Source organism: Neotabrizicola shimadae, assembly GCF_019623905.1.
GTDB lineage: Bacteria > Pseudomonadota > Alphaproteobacteria > Rhodobacterales > Rhodobacteraceae > Neotabrizicola > Neotabrizicola shimadae.
Genome location: NZ_CP069370.1, coordinates 2,982,405 through 3,006,658, shown reverse-complemented (window position 1 = coordinate 3,006,658; position 24,254 = coordinate 2,982,405). Strand labels below are relative to the sequence as shown.

Annotated in this window: 26 protein-coding genes; 10 read left to right on the top strand and 16 right to left on the bottom strand. The window is 67.2% G+C overall.

Annotated elements, in window-relative coordinates; all coding sequences use genetic code 11:
- Nucleotides 1-3 precede the first annotated feature (3 nt).
- Complete coding sequence (locus JO391_RS14680; protein ID WP_220661196.1) at nucleotides 4-1,053, bottom strand: MBL fold metallo-hydrolase; 1,050 nt, start codon at nucleotides 1,051-1,053, stop codon at nucleotides 4-6.
- Nucleotides 1,050-2,753 (bottom strand): acyl-CoA dehydrogenase family protein, encoded by a 1,704-nt coding sequence (locus tag JO391_RS14675; RefSeq protein WP_220661195.1) that lies wholly within the window; start codon nucleotides 2,751-2,753, stop codon nucleotides 1,050-1,052. Before JO391_RS14675 ends, JO391_RS14680 begins: the two co-directional genes overlap by 4 nt.
- A 110-nt stretch (nucleotides 2,754-2,863) precedes the next feature.
- Between JO391_RS14675 and JO391_RS14670 the strand changes: the two genes are divergently transcribed.
- Nucleotides 2,864-3,820: an L-threonylcarbamoyladenylate synthase gene (locus JO391_RS14670; protein ID WP_220661194.1), complete on the top strand. Its 957-nt coding sequence runs from the start codon at nucleotides 2,864-2,866 to the stop codon at nucleotides 3,818-3,820.
- Between the two features lie 50 nt (nucleotides 3,821-3,870).
- On the opposite strand, the gene JO391_RS14665 is transcribed toward JO391_RS14670, so the two are convergent.
- Nucleotides 3,871-4,566: a glutathione S-transferase N-terminal domain-containing protein gene (locus JO391_RS14665; protein WP_220661193.1), complete on the bottom strand. Its 696-nt coding sequence runs from the start codon at nucleotides 4,564-4,566 to the stop codon at nucleotides 3,871-3,873.
- 143 nt (nucleotides 4,567-4,709) lie between these two features.
- On the opposite strand from JO391_RS14665, the gene mscL reads away from it, so the two are divergent.
- Both mscL and JO391_RS14655 read left to right on the top strand, forming a co-directional pair.
- Complete coding sequence (gene mscL, locus JO391_RS14660; protein WP_220661192.1) at nucleotides 4,710-5,156, top strand: large conductance mechanosensitive channel protein MscL; 447 nt, start codon at nucleotides 4,710-4,712, stop codon at nucleotides 5,154-5,156.
- 92 nt (nucleotides 5,157-5,248) lie between these two features.
- Nucleotides 5,249-6,607 (top strand): calcium-binding protein, encoded by a 1,359-nt coding sequence (locus JO391_RS14655; protein ID WP_220661191.1) that lies wholly within the window; start codon nucleotides 5,249-5,251, stop codon nucleotides 6,605-6,607.
- A gap of 9 nt (nucleotides 6,608-6,616) precedes the next feature.
- On the opposite strand, the gene JO391_RS14650 is transcribed toward JO391_RS14655, so the two are convergent.
- Both JO391_RS14650 and ald read right to left on the bottom strand, forming a co-directional pair.
- On the bottom strand, nucleotides 6,617-7,228 hold the full coding sequence (locus tag JO391_RS14650; RefSeq protein WP_259444710.1) for a protein-methionine-sulfoxide reductase heme-binding subunit MsrQ: 612 nt from the start codon (nucleotides 7,226-7,228) through the stop codon (nucleotides 6,617-6,619).
- 64 nt (nucleotides 7,229-7,292) lie between these two features.
- Entirely contained in the window at nucleotides 7,293-8,411 is a 1,119-nt protein-coding gene (gene ald / locus JO391_RS14645) for an alanine dehydrogenase (RefSeq protein ID WP_220661190.1), read from the bottom strand.
- Nucleotides 8,412-8,545: 134 nt separating this feature from the next.
- Here ald and JO391_RS14640 point away from each other — a divergent pair, with 134 nt between their 5' ends.
- A complete protein-coding gene (locus tag JO391_RS14640; protein ID WP_220661189.1) occupies nucleotides 8,546-9,007 on the top strand; it encodes an Lrp/AsnC family transcriptional regulator in 462 nt (153 codons plus the stop codon).
- Here JO391_RS14640 and JO391_RS14635 read toward each other — a convergent pair.
- The 3 genes from JO391_RS14635 to JO391_RS14625 form a co-directional block, all read right to left on the bottom strand.
- Nucleotides 9,004-9,813, bottom strand: a complete 810-nt coding sequence (locus JO391_RS14635) for a transglutaminase-like domain-containing protein (protein ID WP_220661188.1) — start codon at nucleotides 9,811-9,813, stop codon at nucleotides 9,004-9,006. The two genes, JO391_RS14640 and JO391_RS14635, sit on opposite strands and share 4 nt — an antisense overlap.
- Nucleotides 9,814-9,954: 141 nt before the next feature.
- On the bottom strand, nucleotides 9,955-10,161 hold the full coding sequence (gene rpsU, locus JO391_RS14630; protein ID WP_082400860.1) for a 30S ribosomal protein S21: 207 nt from the start codon (nucleotides 10,159-10,161) through the stop codon (nucleotides 9,955-9,957).
- A gap of 97 nt (nucleotides 10,162-10,258) precedes the next feature.
- Nucleotides 10,259-10,663 (bottom strand): hypothetical protein, encoded by a 405-nt coding sequence (locus JO391_RS14625; protein WP_220661187.1) that lies wholly within the window; start codon nucleotides 10,661-10,663, stop codon nucleotides 10,259-10,261.
- Nucleotides 10,664-10,754: 91 nt separating this feature from the next.
- On the opposite strand from JO391_RS14625, the gene JO391_RS14620 reads away from it, so the two are divergent.
- From JO391_RS14620 to JO391_RS14605, 4 genes are all read left to right on the top strand, one after another.
- Nucleotides 10,755-11,180, top strand: a complete 426-nt coding sequence (locus tag JO391_RS14620; protein ID WP_220661186.1) for a winged helix-turn-helix transcriptional regulator — start codon at nucleotides 10,755-10,757, stop codon at nucleotides 11,178-11,180.
- A gap of 5 nt (nucleotides 11,181-11,185) precedes the next feature.
- Nucleotides 11,186-11,866: a COQ9 family protein gene (locus tag JO391_RS14615; RefSeq protein WP_220661185.1), complete on the top strand. Its 681-nt coding sequence runs from the start codon at nucleotides 11,186-11,188 to the stop codon at nucleotides 11,864-11,866.
- Complete coding sequence (locus JO391_RS14610) at nucleotides 11,866-12,855, top strand: NAD(P)H-quinone oxidoreductase (RefSeq protein WP_220661184.1); 990 nt, start codon at nucleotides 11,866-11,868, stop codon at nucleotides 12,853-12,855. Before JO391_RS14615 ends, JO391_RS14610 begins: the two co-directional genes overlap by 1 nt.
- 457 nt (nucleotides 12,856-13,312) lie before the next feature.
- Nucleotides 13,313-14,185 (top strand): calcium-binding protein, encoded by an 873-nt coding sequence (locus JO391_RS14605; RefSeq protein ID WP_220661183.1) that lies wholly within the window; start codon nucleotides 13,313-13,315, stop codon nucleotides 14,183-14,185.
- A 282-nt stretch (nucleotides 14,186-14,467) separates the two neighbouring features.
- Here the strand turns inward: JO391_RS14605 and JO391_RS14600 are convergent, their stop codons facing one another.
- From JO391_RS14600 to JO391_RS14580, 5 genes are all read right to left on the bottom strand, one after another.
- Nucleotides 14,468-14,632, bottom strand: coding sequence for a ribonuclease T2 family protein (locus tag JO391_RS14600; protein WP_220661182.1), 165 nt, complete (start codon nucleotides 14,630-14,632; stop codon nucleotides 14,468-14,470).
- A 137-nt stretch (nucleotides 14,633-14,769) separates the two neighbouring features.
- Nucleotides 14,770-18,411, bottom strand: coding sequence for an autotransporter outer membrane beta-barrel domain-containing protein (locus tag JO391_RS14595; protein WP_220661181.1), 3,642 nt, complete (start codon nucleotides 18,409-18,411; stop codon nucleotides 14,770-14,772).
- A 213-nt stretch (nucleotides 18,412-18,624) separates the two neighbouring features.
- Nucleotides 18,625-19,545: an SRPBCC domain-containing protein gene (locus JO391_RS21565; protein ID WP_259444709.1), complete on the bottom strand. Its 921-nt coding sequence runs from the start codon at nucleotides 19,543-19,545 to the stop codon at nucleotides 18,625-18,627.
- The gene (locus tag JO391_RS14585; RefSeq protein WP_220661180.1) at nucleotides 19,535-19,879 is read right to left on the bottom strand and encodes an ArsR/SmtB family transcription factor; all 345 of its coding nucleotides are present in this window, start codon (nucleotides 19,877-19,879) and stop codon (nucleotides 19,535-19,537) included. The genes JO391_RS21565 and JO391_RS14585 overlap by 11 nt, the downstream gene beginning before the upstream one ends.
- An 89-nt stretch (nucleotides 19,880-19,968) precedes the next feature.
- On the bottom strand, nucleotides 19,969-20,625 hold the full coding sequence (locus JO391_RS14580; RefSeq protein ID WP_220661179.1) for a hypothetical protein: 657 nt from the start codon (nucleotides 20,623-20,625) through the stop codon (nucleotides 19,969-19,971).
- An 82-nt stretch (nucleotides 20,626-20,707) separates the two neighbouring features.
- Between JO391_RS14580 and JO391_RS14575 the strand changes: the two genes are divergently transcribed.
- Both JO391_RS14575 and JO391_RS14570 read left to right on the top strand, forming a co-directional pair.
- Nucleotides 20,708-21,043, top strand: a complete 336-nt coding sequence (locus tag JO391_RS14575; RefSeq protein WP_220661178.1) for a winged helix-turn-helix transcriptional regulator — start codon at nucleotides 20,708-20,710, stop codon at nucleotides 21,041-21,043.
- 68 nt (nucleotides 21,044-21,111) lie between these two features.
- Nucleotides 21,112-21,639 carry a dihydrofolate reductase family protein gene (locus JO391_RS14570; RefSeq protein WP_220661177.1) on the top strand — a complete coding sequence of 176 codons (528 nt, stop codon included), beginning with the start codon at nucleotides 21,112-21,114 and terminating at the stop codon, nucleotides 21,637-21,639.
- On the opposite strand, the gene JO391_RS14565 is transcribed toward JO391_RS14570, so the two are convergent.
- From JO391_RS14565 to JO391_RS14555, 3 genes are read right to left on the bottom strand one after another with little or no spacing between them, the layout of a single operon-like run.
- The gene (locus JO391_RS14565; protein ID WP_220661176.1) at nucleotides 21,636-22,526 is read right to left on the bottom strand and encodes an ornithine cyclodeaminase family protein; all 891 of its coding nucleotides are present in this window, start codon (nucleotides 22,524-22,526) and stop codon (nucleotides 21,636-21,638) included. The two genes, JO391_RS14570 and JO391_RS14565, sit on opposite strands and share 4 nt — an antisense overlap.
- The gene (locus tag JO391_RS14560) at nucleotides 22,523-23,146 is read right to left on the bottom strand and encodes an HAD family hydrolase (protein WP_220661175.1); all 624 of its coding nucleotides are present in this window, start codon (nucleotides 23,144-23,146) and stop codon (nucleotides 22,523-22,525) included. The genes JO391_RS14565 and JO391_RS14560 overlap by 4 nt, the downstream gene beginning before the upstream one ends.
- Nucleotides 23,143-24,084, bottom strand: a complete 942-nt coding sequence (locus JO391_RS14555) for a DMT family transporter (RefSeq protein WP_220661174.1) — start codon at nucleotides 24,082-24,084, stop codon at nucleotides 23,143-23,145. The genes JO391_RS14560 and JO391_RS14555 overlap by 4 nt, the downstream gene beginning before the upstream one ends.
- Nucleotides 24,085-24,254 lie beyond the last annotated feature (170 nt).

Genomic DNA, 24,254 nt, shown 5'->3' with positions numbered 1-24,254 from the left:
GCTTCAGTCTGAGCGCGTCCAGAGCCAGGCGCCATCTTCGGAAAGGGTCCGCGAAACCTGGCCCCGGTGCAAGAGGTGGTTCAGGTGGGCCACGGATTCGGCCATGGCCAGCGGAAACTCGGCCGGTCCGATCGGGCGGCGGAAGAGGATGGGGAAGCAGTCGGCCGCCGTGCGCGGTTCGCTCAGGTGGTCCAGCAGCCGGGGCAGGGCGGCGGTGTGGTTTTCCTCCATCTGGCGCAGGCGCAGAGGCAGGCCGGTGAAGGGCAGCTTGTGGCCGGGCAGGACGAGATGGCTGTCCAGCGCGAGCGGCCGGAAGGCGCGGGTGGTGCGGAGCCAGTCGTCGAGCGGGTCGGCGTCCGGTTCGGTGGGATAGACGCCGATGTTGGGCGATATGCCGGGAAGGAACTGGTCGCCACCGAGGATGAGGTTGTCGTCCAGCGACCAGAGCGTCGCATGTTCGGGGGCGTGACCGTCGCCCATGCGCACCTGCCAGCGCCGGTTGCCAAGGGTGAGAATGTCGCCCTCGGCGATGCGGGTGAAGCCAAGCGGCATCGGCGCCACGATATCGGCGAAGTTGAACGGCCGGCTCTGGCTGCGGTCGGCCAGCATGTCGGCTGGCATTCCGGCGCCGCGCCAGAAGGCCACGGTTTCGGGCGGGGGCAGAGGCTGGACATCCAGCGTCAGCATCCGGGCGTAAAGCCAGGCGGTGCGGGGTATCAGAAGCTGGGCGCCCTGTGCATGGAACCAGCCGGCCATGCCGATGTGGTCGGGGTGGTGATGGGTGACGAGCACGCGCCGCACTGGCGCCCCGGCCAGCGGGCCATCGAGAAGTGCCTGCCACAGGGCGGTGCCGCGCTTCGAGAGAAGGCCGGTGTCGATGACGGTCCAGCCATCGGCATCCTTGAGCGCATAGACGTTCACATGATCCAGCGCCATCGGCAGGGGCAGGCGGAACCAGAGCACAGACTCTGCAACTTCGATGGCCGCGGCCTCGGCGGGGGCTTCGGTGAACGGATGCAGGATGCCGGCTTCGCCCTCGGCCCCGGCGGTCATGGCTCCAGCGCCTCGGGCGAGACGGCGAAGAGGCCATCTGCGCCTTCGCGTGCTGCCGAAAGCAATGCCGCATGTTCGGGCAGGAGCCGCCGGATCGCCACGCGGGCCAGCGGCAGGCGCGCGGGATCGGCCAGCGCGGCCTTCAGGTGATAATGCCCCGACATCACGCGGGCAAAGCCGCGCAGATAGGGGACGGCGCCTGCGAAGCGGTCGTCCATCGGCTGCGCCAGAAGGGTTTCGGTGCCGTCGCGCAGGGTTTCGGCAGCGGACCAGACATCGCCGGCCAGGTCGGGATGGATGGCGCGGGCGGCCTCGGCGCCCTTCTGGACCTCGTCGATCAGGCGGAAGGCGGCGTCGCCCCCATCCGCCATCTTGCGGCCCACAAGGTCCATGGCCTGGATACCGTTCGTGCCTTCATAGATCGAGGTGACGCGCACGTCGCGGGCGAACTGGGCGGCGCCGGTTTCCTCGATGAAGCCCATGCCGCCGTGCACCTGGATGCCCATATGCGCCACCTCGTTTCCGATGTCGGTGCCGAAGGCCTTGGCGAGCGGGGTGAGCAAAGCGCCACGGGCCAGCCAGTGCGGCTCGCCCGTGGCGCGGCCCATGTCGATGGCCACGGCACAATCGAGCGCGAGGGCGCGGGCCGAGAAGGTTTCGGCGCGCATGGTGGCGAGCATTCGGCGCACGTCGGCATGGTCGATGATGGTGCCGGGGCCGGGGCGTCCCGTTGCGCCCTGCCTGCGCTCTTTTGCATAGGCCAGTGCTGCCTGGGTGGCGGCTTCGGCGATGCCCACGCCCTGCATCGCGACGCCGAGGCGGGCGTTGTTCATCATGGTGAACATCGCTGCCATGCCCTTGCCAGCGGCGCCCACGATGAAGCCGGTGGCGCCCTCGAAGCTCATCACGCAGGTGGGCGAGCCGTGGAGTCCCAGCTTGTGTTCCAGGCTGACGACACGAAGGCTGTTGCGCGCGCCGGGGTTGCCCGCGGCATCGGGCAGGAATTTCGGCACGAGGAAGAGCGAGATGCCCTTCGTGCCCGGCGCGGCATCGGGCAGGCGGGCCAGCACGAGGTGGCAGACGTTGGCGGCGACGTCATGGTCGCCCCAGGTGATGTAGATCTTCTGTCCGGTGACGCGGAAGCTGCCATCGGGCGCGGGTTCGGCCCGTGTGGTCAGCGCGCCAACGTCGCTGCCCGCCTGCGGTTCGGTCAGGTTCATCGTGCCCGTCCATTCCCCGCTGGCGAGGCGGGGGATGTAGAGCGCCTTCAGCGCTTCGGAGGCGTGGTGTTCCAGCGCCTCGATCTGGCCCTGGGCCAGGAGCGGGTTCAATTGCAGCGCAAGGTTGGCGCCGGAAAAGCTCTCGCCAACGGCGGAGGTCAGTGCCATGGGCAGGCCCATGCCGCCATATGCGGGCGAGGCCGCCATGCCGACCCATCCGCCTTCGGCAATGGCGCGGTAGGCTTCGGCGAAGCCCGGCGGCGTGCGGACGATGCCGTTTTCCAGCCGGGCAGGGGTCTTGTCGCCGGTGCGGTTCAGGGGGGCAAGCACCTCGTCGGCCAGCCGCCCGGCGGAGGCAAGCACTTCGGCGGCCAGTTCGGGCGAGGCTTCGCAGAAGCGGTCGGTTTCCGCGACGCGGGCCAGGGGCGCCACATGGGTCAGGATGAAGTGCTGGTCGGCCACGGGCGCGCGGAAGGGCAACTGTCTCTCCTCAGGCTAGGCCGCGCCCGGTTGGCAAGGGGCGGGGGCGCTGCTAGACGGCGACAGGCTATACCCCGGCCTTCGCTCTTCAAGGCAGACGCTGCGTCACCATGTCCGAGACCCTAATGCTTTCTCCCGATGCCGCGGGTGTGCAGCGTGCCGCGGGCCTGCTTCAGGCGGGCGGGCTGGTCGCGCTGCCGACCGAGACGGTCTATGGCCTGGCGGGCGATGCGCGGTCGGATCTGGCGGTGGCGCGGATCTTCGAGGCCAAGGGGCGGCCGCGGTTCAACCCGCTGATCGTGCATGTGCCGGACGTGGCGGCCGCCGAGGCGGTGGCCGTGCTGGACGACCGGGCGCGGCGGCTGGCGGCGGCGTTCTGGCCGGGGCCCCTGACGATGGTGCTGCCGGTGCGGGCAGAGGCGGGGCTGTCGGCGCTGGTCACGGCGGGGCTGGGTTCGGTCGCGGTGCGTGTGCCGGCGCATCCGTTGGCGCAGGCACTGCTGCGGGCCCTTGGCGGGCCTCTGGCGGCGCCTTCGGCTAATCCTTCGGGCAAGGTCTCGCCCACCACGGCGGCGCATGTGGTCGAGGGGCTGTCTGGCCGCATTGCAGCGGTTCTGGATGGCGGGCCCTGCGCGGTGGGGGTGGAATCGACGATCCTGGGCCTGACCGGGGCGGCGGTTCTGCTGCGGCCCGGTGGCGTGCCTGTCGAGGCGCTGGAGGCGGTGCTGGGTGAGTCGGTGGCCCTGCGCGACGAGGCGGCGGCGGTGACGGCGCCGGGACAGCTGGCTTCGCATTATGCGCCCGAGGCGCGGGTTCGGCTGGAGGCGCGGACGGCGCGGCCGGGTGAGGTGTGGGTGGGGTTCGGGCCGGACTGCGCGGGCGCTGCGCTGACGCTTTCGCCATCGGGCGACCTGGTGGAAGCGGCGGCGCGGCTGTTCGCGGTTCTGCGCGAGGCGGACCGGCTTGCCGGGCCAGGGGGCGCCATCGCCTTTGCGCCGGTGCCCGAGGCCGGGCTGGGACGTGCGATCAACGACCGGCTGGGCCGCGCGGCGGCACCGCGAGGGTAGGCTCCCCCCTCGCCCGGCCCCTCCCCACGAGGGGGAGGGGAGACGCGAGATCAGGCATTCTCGGGCTTTGTCAGGCCGCGCTGCACGGCGGGGCGGGCGAGGAAGCGCTCGAGATAGGCGGGCACGTTCTTGAGGCTGTCCCAGCCGGTGATGTCGCCGGCCTTGTAGAAATCGCGCAGGGTGCGCAGCCAGGGGCCGATGGAGATGTCGGCGATCGAATAGTCGCCGGCGATCCAGTCGCGCCCTTCAAGCGCCTTGTCCAGCACCTTGAGGATGCGTTCGGCTTCGGCGCGGTAGCGTTCCTTCGGGCGGGGATCCTCGATCTCTTTCCCGGCGAAGGCGTGGAAGAAACCAAGCTGGCCAAACATGGGGCCAAGGCCGCCCATCTGGAACATGAGCCACTGCAGGACTTCGTAGCGGTTGGCCTGGGGCAGGAGTTTGCCGGTCTTTTCCGCCAGGTAGATCAGGATCGCACCGCTTTCGAACAGCGTCAGCGGCTTGCCGCCGGGGCCTTCGGGGTCGATGATCGCGGGGATCTTGTTGTTGGGGTTCAGCGACAGGAATTCCGGCGTGAACTGGTCGTTCTTGCCGAAGTCGATGCGGTGGCCGTCATAGGGCAGGCCCAGCTCTTCCAGCGCGACGGCGACCTTGATGCCGTTGGGGGTGGGCAGGGAGTAGAGCTGGATTGCCTTCGCATCGCGCGGCGGCCAGCGGCGGGTGATCGGGAAATCGGCAAGGGCGGTCACGGCGGACTCCTGTTGGTTGCGCGGCGAGGCTAGCGGCAAAATCCGGGTGTTTGAATGGCCCGACCTGTGCCATGGTGGCGGCATGGTTGTGCGATCCTGCCGGGGCAAATCACCGGCGACGCTGGCCAAGGGCACAGGGAACCTTGAGAATGCTGAACGAATTCAAGACTTTCATTGCGCGTGGCAACGTGTTTGACTTGGCGGTCGGGATCATCATCGGGGCGGCATTCACCGCCATCGTGAATTCGGTCGTGACCGACCTGATAAACCCGTTCATCGGTCTGATCATCGGCGGGATCGACTTTTCGAATCTGTACATCGTCTTGAAGGGCAATGTGCCGGACGGGGCCAGCCTGCAGACGGCGCGGGATTCCGGCGCGGCGGTTTTTGCCTACGGCGCCTTCCTGATGGCGGTGATCAACTTCCTGATCATCGCCTGGGTGGTGTTCCTGCTGGTCAAGGCGATGAACAAGGCCAAGGAGACCATGCTCAAGAAGGAAGCCGCCGAAGCGGCGGCCGAGCCGCCGAAGGGGCCGACGCAGGAGGAACTGCTGGCCGATATCCGCGACCTGTTGAAGGCGCGGGTCTGACGAAGATTCCGTCCGGGCGTTTTCGCTCGGGCCTTCGCCTTGGACCGGTCTTGCTGGGCGGGTCACGGCTTTTTCTGCGGGAGGAACGGGCGATGGCGGTCATTCCGGGAACCACCAGCATCGGGACCGGTGTGCGTTATGCGCTCGCCGGTCCCGGCGACAGCATCTATGTGCTGACGGACAACACCGTCATGTCTACCGACAGCACAGCCATCGAGGCCGATGGCAGCTTGATGTCGGTGACGGTCGCCGGTTCCGTCTTCGGGGCCTTGACCGGCATCAGCGCCGGCGATGACTGGGTCCAGGACAGCGGCAGCAGCATTCGCGTGCTGGCGGGTGGCTCGGTGTCCGCCCTGGCTGGCGGCTCAGGCACGGCGATCCGTGTCCTTGCCGGCGCCTCGACGGTTTACAACGAGGGCAGCATCTCGGGCGGATATGGCATCCTGATCGGCGGAAGCCAGGGTGGCGAGAACGTGGTCACGAACCGGGGCACCATCTCGGCCGACATCAGCGGCGTGCGCCAGTCCTCCGGGTCGAGCGACACGCTGGTGCTGTGGAACTATGGCTCGATCACGGGGCTGGATGCGGATGCCGCGAGCTTCAGCGGCGAGGCGGCCCCCGGCGCCACGTCGGTCATTCACAACCGTGGGCTCATGCGCGGCGACATCCTGACCGGAGACGGCGCCGACAGCGTGGACAACCGGGATGGCAGGGTCGATGGCGACATCTCCCTTGGCGACGGGATCGACAGCTTCGACAATCGCGGCGGGACTGTGACGGGTGTCGTTCATGGCGACGGCGGCAATGACACCTTCATCTGCAATCCCGGATCGGCGGAAATCCTCGATGGCGGGGATGGCATCGACCTCCTGGACTTCCGGTATGGTCCCGGCGTGCGCCTGGCGCTGGACGAAAGTTTCGATCCGGCGGGCTCCGCGGCCGGCGACGAGTTCACCGGGTTCGAGGATGTCCAGGGGTCGCGCAGCGACAATGACGTGATCCTAGGCAACGGCGTTGCCAACCAGTTGTTTGGCAACGGGGGCGACGACAGGCTGGAGGGGCTCTCGGGCAACGACATGCTGAACGGCGGGCGCGGGTTCGATACCTTGACCGGTGGCACCGGGAATGACCGGTTCCGGTTTCACCACGTCGCGGATGCGGGTGACACGATTACCGACTTCAGCTCAGCGGCGGCCGGCAACAATGACAGCTTCTCCATTGTGGCGGCGGGCTTCGGAGGCGGGCTTTCGGCGGGCGGCGCGCTTTCGGCAAGCCAGTTCCAATCGCGCGCCGACAACCTGGCGCAGGATGCCGACGACCGGTTCATCTTCCGCACCACCGACCGGACATTGTGGTTCGATGTGGATGGCTCGGGCGCGCAGGGCGCGGTGATGGTTGCGGACCTGCAGGCCGGGGCGATCGTCACCCCGGCCGATCTACTGCTGGTCTAGGCCGGGCGGTCAGGCCGCGGCGGGCGTGCCGGGACGGCTGCGCAGGTTCCAATACCACAGGCGATAGAGCCACAGCGCGATGAGCGGGCCGAAATGCACGGCGGCGGGCGGCCAGCTGCCCCAGTTGTGCAGGGCGGCCCAGTGGATCAGCACCAGCACGGCGGCGGGATAGGCCAGGCGTTGCAGCGTCTTCCATCCCGTTCGCAGCCAGCGCTGCGCCGCGTCGTTCGAGGTGAGAGCCAGCGGCACGAAGAGAGCCATCGCCAGCCAACCGGTCCAGATGTCGGTCCTGGGCAGGGCCTCGATGATGCGGTCCAGCGTGCCCCGGTCGATGACGTAGATCACTGTATGCAAGGCGGCATAGACGAAGGCTGCGACCTCGATGTCGCGGCGGTGGTGTACCAGCCAGCGCGGCCAGGCCCGGCCCCGGAACAGCAGCATCAGGCCCGAGGCCATCATGCCGATGATCATGAAACGGGCGGCGAACTCGCCGGTGGGGTGAAGAAGTCTGTGGAAGGCCCGCGGGTCGCTGCCGAACAGGTCGGGCAGCATGGCCAAGCCGGGCAGCGCGAGGACGATCCAGAGGATCATGGTCGAGGGTTTGTAGCCGAGGATGGTCATGGGGCACCTGTGGTCTGGCACCTCATGAACGTCCGGCGACGGGGATTCCGTCGCCGGTTCGAGGTCAGATATTCAGCGCATCCGTCGCCGCAATGGTCGGCAGGCCAAGTGCTGCTCCCACGGCGGCGTAGGTCAGCTTGCCGGCATGGGTATTCAGGCCGGCCAGAAGGTGCCTGTCCTCAGCGCAGGCGAGCTTCCAGCCCTTGTCGGCCAGGGCCAGCATGAAGGGCATGGTGGCGTTGCCTAGCGCTTGGGTCGAGGTGCGGGCCACGGCGCCCGGCATGTTGGCCACGCAATAGTGCATGATGCCGTCAACCTCATAGATCGGGTCCTGGTGGGTGGTGGCGCGCGAGGTCTCGAAGCAGCCGCCCTGGTCGATGGCGACATCGACCAGCGCCGCGCCGGGCTTCAGTTCCTTCAGCTGCGCCTTCGAGATCAGCTTGGGCGCTGCCGCACCGGGGATCAGCACGGCGCCGATGATCATGTCGGCTTCGCGCGCGAGCGCGATGGTGTTGCCGGCACTGGCATAGGCGTTCTTGAACTGGCCGCCGAACACGTCGTCCAGATAGCGCAGGCGGTTGATCGAGCGGTCCAGCACGGTGACATCCGCGCCCATCCCCGCCGCGACCTTGGCGGCATGGGTGCCGACCACGCCGCCGCCGATGACCAGCACCTTGGCGGGCGATACGCCGGGCACGCCGCCCAGAAGCACGCCGCGGCCGCCATTGGCCTTTTGCAACGTCCAGGCGCCGACCTGCGGGGCAAGGCGGCCGGCGACTTCGGACATCGGTGCCAGCAGCGGCAGGCCGCCCCGGTCGTCGGTCACGGTTTCATAGGCAATGGCGGTGACCCCCGAGGCGAGCAGGTCATGGGTCTGTTCGGGATCGGGCGCGAGGTGCAGGTAGGTGAACAGCACCTGGCCGGCGCGCAGGCGCTTGCGTTCGACCGCCTGCGGTTCCTTGACCTTCACGATCATCTCGGCGGTGGCAAAGACCTCTTCCGCGGTGGGAAGGATCGTGGCGCCGGCGGCGACATAGTCGGCATCGGTGAAGCCTGCACCCGTGCCGGCGTTGGTTTCGACAAAGACGTGATGGCCGTGGGCCACGGCCTCGCGTGCGGCATCGGGCGTCATGCCGACACGGAATTCCTGCGGCTTGATTTCCTTGGGGCAGCCGATTTTCATGGTTTCCTCCCAGAAACGTGTGGTTGCAGTTTCAACTGAAACGGATGGAAGCTCATTGATCTTTGGGCGGCCTGGGTGCAGGCTGACGGAAGATTCTGCGGCTGATTGGCCGAAATCAGGGGGATTCTTGCGCGATGAGTGAGCTGGACGCGACGGACCTTCGTATCCTGACGGTGTTGCAGAAGGAGGGGCGCGTCACCAACGCCGAACTGTCCGAACGGGTGAACCTGTCGCCCTCGGCCTGCCACCGCCGTGTGCAGCGGCTGGAGGAAGATGGCTACATCGCCGCCTATGTCGCCCTTTTGGATGCGCGCAAGATGGGGCGGCCGACCACGGTGTTCGTCGAGATCACCTTGCAGGGTCAGGCGGACGAGTTGCTGGAAGCCTTCGAGAAGGCGGTGAAGCGGGTGCCCGACGTGCTGGAGTGTCACCTGATGGCGGGGACGGCGGACTACCTCTTGAAGATCCTCGCCCGTGACACCGAGGATTTCGCCCGCATCCACCGCCAGTACCTGACGCGCCTGCCAGGCGTGGCGCAGATGCATTCGTCCTTCGCCCTGCGCACAGTGTTCCAGACCACGGCAATTTCGGTCTAGGCGGCCGGAACCTCGTCGGTCCAGACGGTGAAGTTCTTCAGCACATGCGGCCCGAAGGAGTGGATCAGCGGCACGTCGGCGGCATCGCGGCCATGGGCCACCACGATGCGGCCGATGCGGGGCATGTTGTTGCGTGGGTCGAACGTGTGCCAGCGGCCATCGAGAAAGACCTCGATCCAGGCGGCGAAGTCCATCGGGCCTGTGACGGGCACGCCGATGTCGCCCAGGTAGCCGTTCACATAGCGGGTGGGGATGTTCATGCAGCGGCAGAAAGCCACGGCCAGGTGGGCGAAGTCGCGACAGACGCCCGTGCGCTCCTGCCAGGCCTCATAGGCCGTGCGTGTGGACCGGGCGTTCATGTAGTCGAAGCGGATGTGGTTGTGGACGAAGTCGCAGATTGCCTGCACCCGTGCCCAGCCCGGTGCGGTCTGGCCGAACAGGTCCCAGGCGATCTGGCTGAGTTTGTCGGTCTCGCAGTACCGGCTGCCGAGGAGATAGAGAATCGCCTGGTCCGGCAGATGCGCAATCGGCGTTTCGCGCGCCTCGGGGAAGGCCGGGTCCGGTGTGGCCTTGCTTTCGATGACAGCATCTGCGCGGATCGAGAACAGGCCGGCGGGCGCGGCAAAGCGCCGGCAGGTGTTGCCGAACTGGTCACGGTAAGCGGTGATCGGCACGGATGGCGTGGTGACGATGGCCTCTTGCCGTCGCAGGTCGTCGAGGCGTTCGTCGCGCACCGACATCATCGAGATCATCGGCGTGTCCTGCGCGCAGTCGACGGTGATGTCATAGCCATATCGGATCAGCATGGTGGTCTCCTTCATGGCGCAGTTCGCCGGTTCAGCCCCATTGCGCGCGGAATGCAGGGCGGTGGCAAAGGAAAACCCCCGGCCTCGCGGACGGGGGCTGCCCATATCGGGCCTTTCGGCCCCAGTGTCGGCAAGAACGCCTTAAAGAGCGCCTTCGCGCTGAGCCTTCTTGCGCGCGAGCTTGCGCGCACGGCGGATCGCTTCGGCTTGCTCCCGCGCCTTCTTGACGGAGGGCTTCTCGAAATGCTGCTTGAGCTTCATTTCACGGAAGACGCCTTCGCGCTGGAGCTTCTTCTTCAGAGCCCGGAGGGCCTGTTCGACGTTGTTGTCACGAACGCTGACCTGCATGTGGTTTTCACCACCTTTCTAAGCTGGAGTTGCACGGTATGTGCAGGCCGGGGGCGGATAGCAGAAGGCGGCGCACTTGTCCACCTTCACGCGGCAGTCAGGCTGCCCGCTCGCGAACGGCCGTCGTGGGGCGGACCTGGCCGAGCGCCCAGTGCAGGGCGAGGGCGAACAGCGCCGCGTTGACCATGGGAAGGGCTGCCGTGGCGGGTGTGATCAGTCCCGCGGCCAGATAGGCGGCGCCAGCCAGCAGGTCGATGACCTGGATCGCCACCATGCCTCGCGCCCAGAACAGGTTGCCGGCCGGGTCGCGGGCAATGTGGAACATCCCGATGCCGTAGACCAGAAACCTTGCCGCCAGCATGGCCAGCGGATAGCCGGCGTCGGCCGCGGGCGGGGTCAGGCCCTGCCAGGCGACGAAGCCAGCAGGAACGGCAAAGTACAAGATGGCCAGCAGGATTTGCGAAAGGCCAATGACATAGGCGACGGGTCGTAGGAAGGGCATGGCAGGCTCCTGGGTTGCGATCGAGGCAGACTAAGGCCTTTACTTCACAAAGTGAAGTGGTTACCAAAAGTGAAGTTATGGAGAAGCCGCCATGCCCGCCAGTCTGCCCATGGAAGCCGAATGCACACCTGCCTGCCCCATCGCCGCGGCAAGCGAGATCCTGTCGGGCAAGTGGACGACTCTGATCTTCCGCGACCTCTTTCGCGGGACGCGGCGATATAGCGAGCTTCAGGTCTCGCTGGCGGGAATCAGCCCGCGCATCCTGGCGGAACGGTTGCGGATGCTGGAGGATCAGGGGTTGGTTCACCGCAAGGTGATCCCCACCGTTCCACCCCGCACCGAATACACGCTGACCGAGAAGGGCCGCCGAATCGAGCCGGTGCTGGTTGCCATGGCCGGGTTCGGCCAGATGCTGCAAGAAGCCACACTCCCCGAGGCCGACCGCGACGGCATGGCAAGCCTGGAGGGGATGGCGGGGGCCGGCGAAGGCGCTAGATTGGGCGCAACGGCGGAGTGAGAGCAATGACCGAGACAGGTGACGACCCGCGCGCGCGGATGATGCGGACGGTGCTGGACCATGTTCCCTTCGACGGCTGGTCGGACACGACGTTCCGGGCAGCCGCCGGGGATGCCGGGGTGTCGCTGGACCTGGCGCGGGGGTTGTTCCCGCGTGGGGCCGTGGACCTGGCGGCGGCGCAGCACCGGCGGGGCGATGCGGAAATGGCCGCACTGCTGGCGACCGAGGATCTGGCGGCGATGCGGTTCCGCGAACGGGTCGCCCATGCGGTGCGTCTGCGGCTGCAGGTTGCGGGGGACCGAGAGGTGGTTCGGCGGGCCACGGCTTTGTTCGCATTGCCCAACCATGCGGCCGAAGGCGCGAGGCTGATCTGGGGCACCGCAGATGCGATCTGGACCGCACTTGGCGATACCTCGCGCGATGTGAACTGGTATTCGAAACGGGCCACCCTTTCGGCGGTCTATGGGGCCACGGTGCTGTACTGGCTGGGCGACGACAGTCCGGCGCACGAGGCGACCTGGGCCTTCCTTGACCGCCGCATCGAGGATGTGATGCGGATCGAGAAGGCCAAGGCGGCCTTCCGTGAAAACCCGATCGGCAAGGCCTTGATGAACGGGCCGTTGAAGGTGCTGGACCGGGTGCAGGCGCCGACGGGGCAGGATGGTCTGCCGGGGCGGGTGCGCTGATGGTCCTGTCTCACACCATGCGGGCCGTGGAGATCACTGCGGCGGGCGGGCCAGAGGTGCTTAAGCCCTGCATCCTGCCGGTGCCGGTGCCGGGTCACGGGCAGATCGTGATCCGCGTGGCATGGGCCGGAGTGAACCGTCCCGATGCCCTGCAGCGGGCGGGGATGTATGCGCCGCCCGCCAATGCCTCGCCGCTGCCGGGGCTGGAAGCGAGCGGGACTGTGGTGGAACTGGGCGCGGGGGTCACGCGCTGGCAGATCGGCGACCGGGTGACGGCCTTGCTGCCGGGCGGAGGCTATGCCGAGTATGCGGTGACGATGGCCGACCATGCCTTGCCGGTGCCCGAGGGGATGAGCTTGCGCGAGGCGGCTTGCCTGCCCGAGACCTGCTTCACCGTCTGGTCCAACGTGGTGATGCGGGGCGGGCTGAAGGGGGGCGAGCGGTTCCTGGTGCATGGCGGGTCGTCGGGGATCGGGACCACGGCGATCCAGATCGCCCGGGCGCTTGGGGCGCGGGTGTTCGTCACGGCGGGGTCGGCCAAAAAATGCGCGGCCTGCTTGGATTTGGGGGCGGAGCGGGCCTTCAACTACAGGGACGAGGACTGGGCGGCGGAGGTGAAGGGGATGGGCGGGGCCGACCTGATCCTGGACATGGTGGGCGGGCCCTATATCGCCCGGAACATCCGGGCGCTGGCGGATGAGGGGCGGCTGGTCCAGATCGCCTTCCTGCAGGGGGCCAGGGCCGAGGTGAACTTTGCCGAGATGATGACCCGGCGGCTGGTCCTGACCGGGTCCACGCTCCGGCCCCAGTCGGACCTGGCCAAGGCCCGGATCGCGGCGGAGGTGGAGGCCCATGTCTGGCCGCTGATCCGGACCGGGCGCTTTGCCCCGGTGATGGACAGCGAGTTCCCCCTGGACCGGGCCGCCGAGGCCCATGCCCGGATGGAGGGGTCGGGCCATGTGGGCAAGATCGTCCTGAAGGTGGAGTGATGGGGCGTCCGAGCTCGGACGCTTGGTCCGTGCGAGGGATTTCAATGGGTTGCGAGCGCGGATTAACTTGGACTTAAGGATTGTCCGAGGCTCGTTGGGGGCGCGATCAGGCGCGCAGTGAGATGTGCGGGCGGGGTGGTGCGCAATGAATGCGCACCCTACGAGAGCCTATTTCGACGTTGCCGCAAGCAAATCCGGCGGGCCCCGAAGGCCTGGGTTCACCCTGGCGTCGCGCGACGATCTTTGCTGGACGGGCTGGCGCGAGTGAGTCGGGGTGAACCCCGACCTACGGCTTGCTGGGCCGGATGGTGGCCATGTGCGAGCACGCACCCTGGGTCGCTCTGCGGACTCCCGATCTTCCCGTTCCGCCTGTTTGTTGGGCATTATGCCACATTGATTGGCAAAGTATCTCGCACTTTAATATTCGAATATTTGTGGTGATCTTGGGGGGCTAGCTATGGAAGTGTTTCTTTTCTTGCTTGCGCTACCATTGGCGGTGTTTATCGGCGAGTCTCTCGGCGATAGTGGTAGCGACAACGATAACGATGACGATACTTCTCCGGAGCCGGCACGGATTGAAGGCACCGATGAGGATGACGACATCTTCGGCACCGATGCTGCAGAACTGATTGATGCCCGGGCAGGGGACGATTTCGTAAATGCCCTCGCCGGCGATGATACGGTGACGGCCGGCAGCGGAAACGACGAAGGCACCGGGGGGGATGGAGACGACAGCATCTACGCTCAGGACGGGGACGACCTATTCATCGGGGGCGAAGGCAATGACCGGGTGTTCCTGGGCGAGGGTGACGATTTCTCGGATCCCATGGTTGCGCCCGATCTGGCGCTGGATTCCGGGGACGACCTGATACGGGGCGGGGTTGGCGACGATGTCATCATCGACTGGAGGGGCGCGGATTCGCTTTACGGCGATCCGGGCAAAGACGTGCTGGACGCGGTCGACCTCTTTCCCGAGGAGTCTGACAGCGATCTGCTGTCGGGCGGCCATGGCGCCGATCTTCTGGTCGGAGACGACGGCGACACCATGACGGGTGGCGAAGACGAAGATCAATTCATCTCCTTTGTCGACGAGTCGGACGACCTTCCGGTAACCATTGCAGACTGGCAGCCCGATGAGAGACTTGGGCTGATCTGGGATGGCGATACGCTCGGGCCGGCCGAGGAGAGCGACCTGACGATGGAGCAGGACCCCGACACTGATACCGTCCAGCTGTTCGTGAAGGAGCATTGTGTGGCCATCCTCGAGAACGCGACGGGGTTTTCGTTGGACCAGGTCGACTTGACGGTGGACTACTCCGAGGCCGCCTGAGCCTGCGACACGGACCTGTGGCCGATTCCGGGAACCCGGCAGTGCAGAGGACGAACGGAATCAAGGGGTCGAAAGAGGCGCTTTCGCGCGGCGTCAGGGGCTTCCGCTCCACCTCGTTCAGCCTGTGGTCGAATGGTGCGCCCACAGGCAGCAAGCGGGATGAGCGGGGTCTGGGTGCGCGGCGCTGTCGTCGGCGCCTACCCGTTCCTCCCCCTTGCTGGCAGAGGGGAGCGCCTCTGGCTGGCGGCGCTTGGACCTGCAGGATGGGCAATATTGCCCATCCTACCGCACCGGCTCCATCACCGCTTTCTTCAGCCTGCAGTCCCGGATCACGTCCGCGCCGCAGCGGCGGGGTTCCAGGTTCTTGGTCAGGCAAAGCCGGACCTTTTGGATCATGCCGTCTTCGCAGGTGACGGTGATCTCGTCGCGGGTGAGGGTGGGGTTCACCACACCGAACTTCTGCCCGCAGAGAGCATCGCTCTGTCGTTTGCCCTCACTGTACGTTGGGTCGGTCTGATCCGGGTGGTCTTGGCAGCGGCTTGGACGCAATGGCCCGTGCCGCTGCCTGCCGGGGTGCCCGCGCTTCAGAACTTCATCGAGAACTGGAGCGTGAAGGCGTTCTGCATGGCGTCTTCGGCGAACTGGCCGAGGTAGGAGGCGTCGATCTTGGCCGTGTCGGACAGCGCAAAGGTGATGCCGGCCTGGAGCGGCAGGCTGTTTTCGGCGATGGGGGCGCCCGCCACGGTGAACGGGCTGGATCCGCCCGCGAAGCCCGCGGAGGTTTCGGGCGTGATGTCGCCGAAGGCATGTTGCCAGCCGATGGTCGCGTGCGAGGTCAGGTCGCGGCCGCCCAGCTGGATCGCGCTGGAGACGCGCAGGCCAAGCGTGGAGTAGAAGGTGTCCATGCTGTCGGTCGAACCCGAGAGTGCCGAAGCGCCTCCGGTTTCGGTGAAGTCTGCGCCGTTGACATGCATGTAGGCCAGGCCGGCCAGAGGCTCGAACTGGAAGGCGCCGCCGTCCATCAGGTAGCCGAGTTCGCCGAAGACCTGCGTGGTATTGGCGTTGTAGCTGCTGTCATTGTCCTGGGTCAGGCCGGGATAGGCCACGGTCCGCGACATGGAGACATCGTTCCAGGCATAGGCCGCGCCACCCCGCACACCGAGGGCGCCGAATTGCCCGCCGGCGTAGAGGCCGAGGTTGTAACTGTCGATCGAGCCGGACGAGTTGACGTCATCGGCATCGAAGGTCGACTGGCTGACGCCGCCGAACATGCCTGCCCGCACATTGGCATCGAGCGCCAGGTCGGCGCCGAGGAGGAGCCCGCCGATGCTGTTGTCGATGCGGGCGGCGTTGCCATCGGACGAGGTGTCGCCCGAGCCGCCATAGGCCTGCATCCAGAACATCGGCGACATGTCGTTGCCCGGCGCCCCTGCCGGGGCGGCGATGCCGCTGCCCTGCCCGCTGAGGCCCTGGCGCAGGCGGTCATCGACCGCGCTGCGCAGGTAGATCGACTGCTGCTGGAGGACCGTGTTGGCCGAGGCATAGGCCTCGCCCGACAGGGCATCGAAGGCGCCGGGCACCGCCTCTGTGGACAGAAGGAGCATCGTATCGAAGACTTCGTTCCCGAAGCCCAGGCCCTGCACCGCATTGGCCGTGGCGGCATGTTTGCCGGTCTGGGCCAGGCTGGCGAAGGCGGTGCCGGTGTAGGTGAGCGTGAGGAAGACGGTCTTCGGATCGTAGCTGAGCGAGGGGGTGAGGAAGGCGTAGTTGCTGGTGGCGCTGCCGAAGGCGCCGCTGATGTCGTTGTCGGAGGTCAGGATGGTGTAGGTCGTGTTCGCCGCATAGGAGCCGGGCGCCGCGACCACCTGGACCGCGCTGCCGGACGACAGGATGACGGTGCCGCTGGCAGTGATCAGATCGCTTTGGCCGGTGGGCGTGGCATCGACCTGATAGATCGAGCCGCTGGAGAAGTTGAGCGGCCCGTTCACCGTGATGGTGCCGGGCGAATTGCCGGGACCGACGATGCCCGAGCCGAGCACCGTGAGGCTGCCAACCGAGCCAGTGCCCGACAGGACCGCGCCGCTGCCCAGGACGGCCGAGGCGTTGGCCAGGGTGTCGCCGGACAGACGGATGCCACCGGCGAGGGCGGTGATGCTGCCGCTGTAGGCGGTGCCGAAGGTCGCGCTGCCGCTGCCTTCCAGCAGCAGGTTGCCCGTGCCGCTGATCGCGTTGTTCAGGGTGAAATCGTCGGACCGGTTGAAGCTGAGCGTGGCGTTGTTGACGATGTCCCCGGCGATCGAGCCCGTGGTGCCGCCGGCGCCGAATTGCAGGATGCCGCCGTCGATGATCGTCGTGCCGCTGAAGAGGCTGTCGGCCGTCAGAACCAGGGTGCCCGCGCCGGTCTTGGTCAGGGTGCCGGTGCCGGTGAAGGTGCCGGCATAGCTGGCGTCGGCGGGCTGGGCCAGCGTCAGGGCATTGCTGCCGATGTTGACGTCGGATTGGGCGGATGAGCCGGAGAAGTTCTGCGCGGTGACGGGGACGTCGTTCTGCGAGATGTCGAAGCTGCCGCCCGACAGCGTCCAGCTTGAGACGTTGCTCAGCGGGTCGAGGCCGTCCAGACCCAGAACGCCGGCCTGAATGATGACGTCGCCGGTGTAGCCGGAACTGTTGCCAGACATGAACAGCGCGCCGTCGCCCTGCTTGGTGAATGTGCCCGTACCCGTCATGAGGGCGGGCGCAACAACATAGGCCCCGGATGCCACCGAAATGCCGCTTGCGCCGGACAGCTGCATCGACTCGTCAAGCACGACATCGGCTGTCACTTCGAGCGTGGCGTCGGTCAGGGTGATGGCTGCGTTGTTGCTGGATAGGTTGCCGGCAATCGACAGGGTGCCGCCGTTCACCACCCAGGTGTCGATGTTGTCGATCGGCCCGCCGGTGATGGCCCAGGTCGATGTGCCGGATTTGACGAAGGATTGGAAACCTTGGATCACGCTGGAATTGATCGTGCCCGCGCCGGTCCCGCCCAAGGCAAGCGCGTCCGTCGTGCCGGCATGGGTGATGGCCCCCGAAATGGTCGGGGCGCCGGCCGAGGTGGCGTTCAGGGTCAGCGTGTTGGTGCCGCCGGTGAAGGCAATGGCCGCCGCCTGCCCGCCGCCAGTGCCGTTGCCACCACCTGCGACGCTTGCCGTACCGGTCAACTGGATTGCAAGGTCCGCACCGATGATCCCCACACCGCCGGTTCCGCCGGGGACGGGCGAACTCGTCCCGCCGGCGACGCTGCCGGAAATGTTGAGCGTGGTCGTGCCGACCATGTTGACGACGGCGACGCCGTTGCCGCCGTTGCCCGGGGCAGGGTTGGTGAGGGGGTTCTCGCCACCATTGCCGCCACTCACGGCTCCGGCGATGTTGATTGTGTTGTTGCCGGTGCCGTCCTGCAGGACAATGCCCCTTGCGCCATCACCCATCTTTGTGTTGCCCCAGCCTCCGCTGCCACCCTGGATCTGCGTATTGCCGGCGATCGTGATGACGTTGTCTCCTTTGGGCTGGTAGATCAGCAGCCCGGTGCCGCCATTGCCGCCGCCCCCCGAGGTCTTCAGCTCGCCCGCATCGCCGCCCCATCCGCCCAGAATCTCGGCTGTGATCGTGCCGCTGTCACCGTTCAGGCCGGTGACGATCGCGCCAAAGCCGCCACCACCGCCGCCGCCACCGATGTTGTTCCCTTCCGCGTTCCGGTAGCCGCCCACGCCGCCTTGGCCCCCCATGGCGAGACCATTGTTGCCGAATTCGACCAGGCCTCCGAGGTTGCCCACATAAGCATGAGTGCCGCCGCCACCGCCACCGTTGCCGCCGCCGTCGGCAACGGACGTGCCGCCGTCGAAGGCGTGCATTCCGGGAACGTAACCGCCTCTACCGTGTTTTCCCCCTGCACCCAATGGATTGCCGTCGCCGCCGTTTCCCCCAAAAACCCCCGCGCCGCCCCCGCCCCCGCTGGTGTTGGCGTATCCAGAGCCTTGGCCGAGCCCGCCGGTGCCAAGGATGCTGGCGGTGCCGCCGGACGTGTGTACGCCGACGCCTGCGCCGCCATCGCCATCCGCCGCCCATGTCGGCGCGGCTCCGGCGCCCATGAGAAGAACGGTGGCGGCGGAGGCGAGGAGCCGGTGGCGGATGGGGCAAGCGGGACGGAAGGCGGCGCTTGCGGCCAGGGGGGCGGACTTGGACTGCATGTGGGTTTCCCGTACTCGAACACAAGGTTCGCGCTTACTGTAGAAGCAGGCCACGGGATACTCACAAGATCGAAAGCGTACTTGGGCCGGTTGTGACGGCAAGTTTGCGGTTTTGCTCTTGTTTTGGCTGGACAGCGGAGCGCCGGCTCAACCACGGGTGTTGTGGTCGGGCCGGGCGAGGGGGCGCGTGACAGAGGCCTGATGCAGACGGTGTCAGAGGCGTTCGGCGTGGGTCTTGAAGCTGTTCAGGATCGCCTGCCAGCCGTCGCGCTGCATGTCCACCGGGTGGGTGCCTTCGGCGTCGAAGATGGTGGTGACGCGGATGCCGCCCTTTTCCGGCGTGAAGCTGGTGTCGGCACGGCGGCCGTCGCCCAGGGTGAGGCCGATCTCGCGGCCGGGATCGACCTTGTGGAAGGTGCCCTCGAAGTCGAAGCCGAAGCTGCCGTCCCTGGCCTCCATCCGCGCGGTGTAGGTGCCGCCTTCGCGGAGGTCGGAGGTGGCGGAGGGGCAGCACCAGTCGGGGCTGGCGAAGTTCCACTGCGTGATGTGAGCCGGTTCTGTCCAGGCGGCCCAGACCGTTTCGGCCGGGGCGCGGACGAGGGCCGAGATGGTGACCTTGGCGGGCTCTGACGTGCCGCCGAGGGTGTCCAGCAGGTCGTCGAGGCGGTCGAGGGTGGAGGTGAGGCCCTCTTCCATGCCCATGGCCATGACCTTTTCCAGGTCTTCGGCCGAGGGATAGACGACGAGGGTGAGCACGCGGGTCAAGCGGCCGTCTTCGGTGAAGCTGACGGTCCAGCGGGCCTGCGGCAGGGCGGGCGAGACGGCGCCGGTTTCGTCCGAGAAGGCGTCGAGCGCGGTGTAGCCGTCGATGGGATGGATTTCGATGTAGTCCTGCCGGCTCCAGAATTCCTGGCCGTCGGGCATGATCATGGCGAAATGCCAGTGCCCGCCCTCGCGGAAGTCATGCGAGGCGGTGCGGGCGGTCAGGGGTTTTGGCGCGAACCAGCGGTCGAGGAGCGCGGCCTGGGTGTGGCAGTCCCAGACCAGGCGGCGGGGGGCGGCGAAATCGCGGGTGACGGTGAGCGTGGCATTCGCGGTGTCCACGGCGAAGTCGAAGAAGCGGTCAGTGGTCATGGCCGTGGCCTCCCAAGGCGCTGAGCAGGGTGTCGAGGTTGTCGTAGCGGCTGGCCCAGAGGGCGCGCTGGTCGTCGAACCAGCTTCCGGCCTGGGCGAGGCGGGCCTGCTGGAGCGTGCAGGTGCGGGTGCGGCCCGCCTTCTGCGTGTCGATGAGGCCCGCGGATTCCAGCACGCCGAGGTGTTTCAGGAAGGCGGGCAGGCCCATGGGGAAGGGTTTTGCGAGGTCGGAGACCGTGGCCGGACCCTGGCCGAGCCGCTGCACCACGGCGCGGCGCGTGGGGTCGGCGAGGGCGTGGAAGACGGAGTCGAGGGGGGGCGGATAGTTTTCCATGTGGTGAAGTATGGCGGTAGAATCGGGCCGGAGGCAAGCGGAATGACGGCCCGCCGCAAGATTTGTCGCGGCGGGTCGTGGCCTGTGGATCAGTTCACGCGGATCAAGGGCTGCTGGAGGCCGACCTGGGGCCGGTTGTCCGGAGCGTAGAACCCGGTGCCGTCCACGTGCTTGGCGCCCATGAACAGCAGGTTCGGCGTGTCTTCGCGGACATAGAGGAAGTCGTGGTCCACCACATAGGGGCTGCCGTCCACGAACTTGAGCAGGACGCAGGGCTTGCCAAGGATGTCGCGGACCTCGCCCACGGTGAACGGGCCGTCACCGCAGGCGCCCTGCGGAAGCTGGTTCAGCTGCGCCGCCATGGGCTCGGCAAGGATTGTCAGCTGCAGTTTGCGGTTCAGGACATAGTCCTGCGACCAGGCTCCGGGCGCGGCGGGGTTGGCATCGTGCCAGACGACTTCGCCGGCGAAATCGTAGGACACTGCGGGCACGGCGCAGGCCGGGTCGGCGTAGACGGTGATGTTGGCGGTGAAGCCGCCCTCGGCATCATAGGTGAAGTCGCGCTTGAGGTAGCTGGGCGCGGGAGCCTTGGTGGGATCGGTCGGGTTCTGCTGCGGGCGCAGTTCGCAGGCGACCGAGACCCAATGGCCGGTGACGCGGGATTTCAGGGCGGAAAGCGAGGTGTCTTCCGCCGCGGCTGCGCCAGGCAGGACGAGGGCGAGAAGAAGCGGGGCGATACGGATCATGCGGGGACTCCAATGTTGACGATGAGTCCAGCATGGCTGATAGTTCATTCAAGACAATTAGTCATGATTTTCTGAGGTAGTCATGAAAAGCGGACTTATGGCGCCCGACCCCATTTCACGCTGCCCGGTCACGCATTGCCTGGGCCTGATCGGTGGAAAGTGGAAGCCGGTGATCCTGTTCTGCATCTCGAACGGAGTGGACCGGTTCGGGGCGATGCAGCGGGCGATTCCCGGCGTGACGAAGCAGATGCTGACCCAGCAGCTGCGCGAGATGGAGGCGGACGGGCTGTTGAGCCGCACGGTGCATGCGGTGGTGCCTCCGCGGGTGGACTATGCGCTGACCGGGCGCGGGCAATCGCTGTTGCCGATCGTTGCGGCGATGCGCGACTGGGGCCTTGCCGACCGGGCGGCGGGATAGCCGCGGAACTGCTTGGGGCAGGGCGCAGGGCGTGGCACTGTGGCCGGACGGGAGGGAGGCCCCGCGCAATGGCCCGATTGATCTTTGCCATGAACCTGTCGCTGGACGGCTATGTCGATCACGACCGGTTTGCGCCGGATGCCCTGCTGTTCCGGCACTGGATCGAGCAGGTCCGCGCGACCAGCGCGTCGCTGTATGGCCGCGGGCTTTACGACCTGATGCGCTATTGGGATGCCGACGATCCCGCCTGGGGGGCGGAAGAACGGGCCTTTGCCGAGGCGTGGCGGGCGGTGCCGAAATGGGTGGTGTCGCGGGGCACGGTCGAAGTGGGGCCGAATGCGCGTCAGCTCACGGGCGATCTGGCGACGGCGGTCCGCGAGCTGAAGGACAGGCTTTCGGGCACGATCGACCTTGGCGGGCCGGTGCTGGCCCAGGCGCTTGGTGAGGCGGGGTTGGTGGATGAGTACCGCCTTTACTATCATCCGGTGGTGCTGGGGCATGGACGCCCCTTCTTCACCGAGCCGCTGCCGCGCCTGCGGCTGGCAGGCAACGACAGCTTCGGCGAGGTCATCCGGTTGACCTATGCGCCCGTCTAGCCTGCTGATCGAACGATGTAATCCGCCGTCATCAGATCCAGATGCGCGCCGCCGCCATTCTTGGCGATGGTGATCTCGTCATCGGAGCGGCGGGCGAAGCTGCCGGATTTCAGGTCGTAGAAATCGGCGATCACGTCCGCTTCGGTGATGGCGCCGGATTTCAGGGGGGCGATGAGCTCGCCGATGTGGTGGATGGTGGTGGCGCGGGCGTCCACGAACAGGCGGGCGCGGGAGATGGCTTGGTCATCGACTTCGCGCATGTCGGGGCGGTAGGCGCCGATCAGGTCGAGGTGCTGGCCGGGTTGCAGCCAGTCGCCCTTGATGAGCGGCTGGGTCGCCATGGTGCAGGTGCAGATCACGTCGGCTGCCTTGACCGCGGCTTCCAGGTCGTCGGCCACGGGCAGGCCCATGGCTTCTGCCGTGGCGCGGGTGCGCGACCAGGTGGTGAAGCGGGCCTCGGGCCAAAGGGCGGAATAGGCCTGGACCATCGAGCGGGCGACGGTGCCGGCGCCGACCAGGAGGAAGTTCTTCGCATCCTTGCGGGCGAGGCGCGAGGCGGCGAGGAGCGAGTCGCCGGCGGTCTTCCACTTGGTGACGAGGTGGAAATCGACAAGCGCGCTCAGTTCGCCCGTGGCGTCGTCATACAGCGTCACGGCGCCGTTGACGGTGGGCTTGCCCCGCGCGGCATTGCCGGGGACGACGGTCGCCACCTTCACCAGCGCGCCAAGGCCGTCGATCCAGGTGGCGCGGTCCAGCACGGTGTCGGGGCCGCGATAGACGAAGAGATCCTTGATGTCGGGCTGCGGCAGGGCGTGGCCGGCCTCGAAGGCGGCGAGAAGCGCCTTCCAGTCGAGTTTCGCCTCGGCGTCTTTTCCGACGATCTTCATAGTCCGGCCTCTTCCATGGTCAGCAGGTCTTCGGCCACCAGGCGGCGGGCCCAGCCTTGCCAGCTTTCGAACTGGTGGGTGCGCCAGCCGCGGCGGGCGGCGGCGGTGATGTTGTCGGCGCGGTCGTCGGCGAAGATCAGGCGGTCGGGCGGGATGCCGCTGTCGGTCTCGACGATTTCGTAGATGCGGGGGTCGGGCTTGGCGACGCCCAGGACGCCCGAGACGTAGAAGCGGTCGAAATCGGCGAGGAAATCCATGCCGGTGATGGATTCGTCGTGGTAGTGCGTGCCGAAGTTCGACAGCACAAAGACCGGCACGCCCTTGGCGCGCAAGGCGCGTTGCAGGCGGATGGACCCTTCGATGCGGGGGCTGGCGAGGTGCTGCCAGTCGGTGAACCACATGCGGATGCCTTGGGCATGGTCGGGATGGGCCTCTGCCCAGGCTTCCACCGTGTCGCGGAAGGGGGCGCCGCGGTCGATGAGATCGTTCATGGCGTGCAGGTCCACCTCGGCGAAGAGGCGTTCGCGGGCGGCGCGGCCGAGCACACGGTCGTAATGGACCTCTGGCACCCAGCTTGTCAGCACGTTGCCCACGTCGAAGATCACTGCTTCGGGTTTCACTGCCGGGTCCTCACCACCGTTTCGCGCCAGAGCGTATAGAGACCGGCGCCGCAGATGAGTGCAATCCCCACCCAGGCGGTGGCGTCCGGCCAGGTGCCGAACATGACGGCGCCCCAGAAGATGGCCATGGGCATGCCCACATATTCGAAGGGTGCGACAAGGGCGGCTTCGGACAGGCGGTAGGCCTGCGACATCATCAGCCCGCCGATGCCCACGGCGAGGCCGGTGGCGACGAAGGCGGGCCAGTCGTGCATGGGGGGCCAGACCCAGGGGCGGAACAGGAAGGCGAGCGAAGCGTCGGGAGAGCCGGCGAAGCGTCCGTCGCCGACGGTGAGGCCCATGGCAAGGCTGACCAAGACGAAGCCGCACTGGACGTAGAAGTTCAGCGTGAAGGCGCTTTCGGTGTCGCGCATCCGGCGGGTCATCATGTGGGAGGAGGCGTAGCACAGGGCCGAGATCAGCACGAGAATGGCGGCGGGCTCCACCACGCCCGATCCGGGCCGCAGCATGACGAGGACGCCCAGCATCCCCACGCCCACGGCGGCCCATCGGCGGGGGCCGACCTTTTCGCCCAGGACGAGGATCGAGAGCAGCGTGACGAGAAGCGGGCTGACGAAGGCCACCGCCACGGCATCGGCCAGCGGCAGGGCGGCGAGGCCGAGGAAGTAGGTGACGTTCGACACCATGACGATGGAGACGCGGATCAGGTGATCCTTCGGCCGCCGGGTGAGAAGCTGGCCGAAGCCGAGGCCGGTCACGCGCAAGAGGGCGAACAGGAACACGAGACCGACCAGCGCGCGGATCAGGATGATCTGGTGCAGCGGGTAGGCGCCGGACAGGAACTTGATCGCGACGTCATTGACCGAGAGCACGAGCCCCCCGCCGATGGCAAAGAACATGCCCCGGTAGGGGACGGCGGGCGCGGGAAGGGTGACCATGATGGTGCCAGATCACTCCCGCGGCGGGGCGGCGTCTGTTCCGGGGGCGACATCGCGCTTCGCGACTGGTGTCTGAGGTGGGGTTTCGCGAGGGCGAAGGGCGGGGCCTGGTCGACGCTCTCCGCCTTGTCCCGCGCTTTGGTGTTGAGCGGCGGCCCCCCTCCCCCTCC

Coding starts and splice junctions, on each gene's coding strand:
- JO391_RS14595 (WP_220661181.1), bottom strand. CDS start 18,411: ATGCAGTCCAAGTCCGCCCCCCTGGCCGCAAGCGCCGCCTTCCGTCCC.
- JO391_RS14570 (WP_220661177.1), top strand. CDS start 21,112: ATGGCCCGATTGATCTTTGCCATGAACCTGTCGCTGGACGGCTATGTC.
- JO391_RS14640 (WP_220661189.1), top strand. CDS start 8,546: ATGAGTGAGCTGGACGCGACGGACCTTCGTATCCTGACGGTGTTGCAG.
- JO391_RS14635 (WP_220661188.1), bottom strand. CDS start 9,813: ATGCTGATCCGATATGGCTATGACATCACCGTCGACTGCGCGCAGGAC.
- JO391_RS14610 (WP_220661184.1), top strand. CDS start 11,866: ATGGTCCTGTCTCACACCATGCGGGCCGTGGAGATCACTGCGGCGGGC.
- JO391_RS14615 (WP_220661185.1), top strand. CDS start 11,186: ATGACCGAGACAGGTGACGACCCGCGCGCGCGGATGATGCGGACGGTG.
- ald (WP_220661190.1), bottom strand. CDS start 8,411: ATGAAAATCGGCTGCCCCAAGGAAATCAAGCCGCAGGAATTCCGTGTC.
- JO391_RS14555 (WP_220661174.1), bottom strand. CDS start 24,084: ATGGTCACCCTTCCCGCGCCCGCCGTCCCCTACCGGGGCATGTTCTTT.
- JO391_RS14580 (WP_220661179.1), bottom strand. CDS start 20,625: ATGATCCGTATCGCCCCGCTTCTTCTCGCCCTCGTCCTGCCTGGCGCA.
- JO391_RS14575 (WP_220661178.1), top strand. CDS start 20,708: ATGAAAAGCGGACTTATGGCGCCCGACCCCATTTCACGCTGCCCGGTC.
- JO391_RS14620 (WP_220661186.1), top strand. CDS start 10,755: ATGCCCGCCAGTCTGCCCATGGAAGCCGAATGCACACCTGCCTGCCCC.
- JO391_RS14605 (WP_220661183.1), top strand. CDS start 13,313: ATGGAAGTGTTTCTTTTCTTGCTTGCGCTACCATTGGCGGTGTTTATC.
- JO391_RS14585 (WP_220661180.1), bottom strand. CDS start 19,879: ATGGAAAACTATCCGCCCCCCCTCGACTCCGTCTTCCACGCCCTCGCC.
- JO391_RS14650 (WP_259444710.1), bottom strand. CDS start 7,228: ATGACCATCCTCGGCTACAAACCCTCGACCATGATCCTCTGGATCGTC.
- JO391_RS14565 (WP_220661176.1), bottom strand. CDS start 22,526: ATGAAGATCGTCGGAAAAGACGCCGAGGCGAAACTCGACTGGAAGGCG.
- JO391_RS14625 (WP_220661187.1), bottom strand. CDS start 10,663: ATGCCCTTCCTACGACCCGTCGCCTATGTCATTGGCCTTTCGCAAATC.
- JO391_RS14680 (WP_220661196.1), bottom strand. CDS start 1,053: ATGACCGCCGGGGCCGAGGGCGAAGCCGGCATCCTGCATCCGTTCACC.
- JO391_RS14670 (WP_220661194.1), top strand. CDS start 2,864: ATGTCCGAGACCCTAATGCTTTCTCCCGATGCCGCGGGTGTGCAGCGT.
- rpsU (WP_082400860.1), bottom strand. CDS start 10,161: ATGCAGGTCAGCGTTCGTGACAACAACGTCGAACAGGCCCTCCGGGCT.
- JO391_RS14655 (WP_220661191.1), top strand. CDS start 5,249: ATGGCGGTCATTCCGGGAACCACCAGCATCGGGACCGGTGTGCGTTAT.
- JO391_RS21565 (WP_259444709.1), bottom strand. CDS start 19,545: ATGACCACTGACCGCTTCTTCGACTTCGCCGTGGACACCGCGAATGCC.